General features: G+C 63.0%; 1 protein-coding gene and 1 pseudogene. Both read left to right on the top strand.

Going from position 1 to position 1,095, the window contains the following annotated elements; genetic code table 11:
• A pseudogene (locus ETQ85_RS25865) lies at window positions 1-652 on the top strand (heme biosynthesis HemY N-terminal domain-containing protein); the annotation flags it as partial.
• A 210-nt stretch (window positions 653-862) separates the two neighbouring features.
• On the top strand, window positions 863-1,095 hold a 233-nt coding region (locus ETQ85_RS25860), incomplete at its 3' end, for a redoxin domain-containing protein (RefSeq protein WP_246128921.1).

Genomic DNA, 1,095 nt, shown 5'->3' with positions numbered 1-1,095 from the left:
CATCGCCGACCTGCAGGCCGGTGGCCAGCGCCACATCGCGGCGCTGCGGCTGGCCCTGCGGACGGCCCAGGCCAAGGGCAACTGGGTCGAGGCGGTGCGTTTGGTACGGCAACTGGTGAAGGTCAAGGCCCTCACCGCCGAGCAGGCCGAGCCGGTCAAGCGCCGGGCCAACCAGGAGGGCCTGCGTCAGCGTGCGGGTGATGCCCTGGCCTTGATGAACTACTGGCAGGGTTTGCCGCGCGATGAGCAGCGGGATGCCCGTCTGGTCGCCGAACTGGCCCGCGACCTGATTGCGGCGGGCGACAGTGCTGCCGCCCAGAAGGCCCTCGAGGCGCAACTCGCGCTTGACTGGGATTCGACGCTGGCAGGCGTCTACGGCCGTTGCGAAGGGGGCGAGATCCGGCCGCGTCTGGCCAAGGCGGAAGAGTGGCTCAAGCGCCAGCCGCGCGATCCGCAACTGCTGCTGACCCTTGGCCGTCTGTGCGTGCAGTCCCAGTTGTGGGGCAAGGCTGAAAGCTACCTTGATGCCTCCCTGGCCATTGCACCGGGCTGGGAAGCCCACGTGGAACTGGCGCATCTGGCCGAACGCGTCGGCCGCACCGACGATGCCAACCGGCATTACCGGGCCGCCGCCGAGTTGTCCCGTCGCTGAGCATTACCGGGGTCGGCGTTCGCCGGCCCTGTCTTACCGGTTTCAAATTGCCGGAATACCATTAGAATTTCCAGTGCCGATCCCCGTTTGCGGGGTCGGTATGATGTGATAGCTTTTACCAATCCGGATCATGTTGTTAATCAATTTGAGCGATACGCCGATCCGGCCTACCATGTGATCTCTGAATCTCAACCCGTGAAGGAAACAGCTATGTCCCTGATCAATACCGAAATCAAGCCGTTCAAGGCTACCGCTTTCAGCAATGGCAAGTTTGTTCCGGTCTCCGATGCCGATCTGAAGGGCAAGTGGTCCGTGGTTTTCTTCTACCCCGCCGACTTCACCTTCGTTTGCCCGACCGAACTGGGCGATCTGGCCGATGTGTACCCCGAATTCCAGAAGCTGGGCGTCGAGTGCTACTCCGTGTCCACCGACACCCACTTCAC

Source organism: Zoogloea oleivorans (genome assembly GCF_008107625.1).
GTDB classification, from domain to species: domain Bacteria; phylum Pseudomonadota; class Gammaproteobacteria; order Burkholderiales; family Rhodocyclaceae; genus Zoogloea; species Zoogloea oleivorans.
Note: the sequence above shows the minus strand (reverse complement) of the source record. Positions and strands in the feature narration are given on the sequence as shown.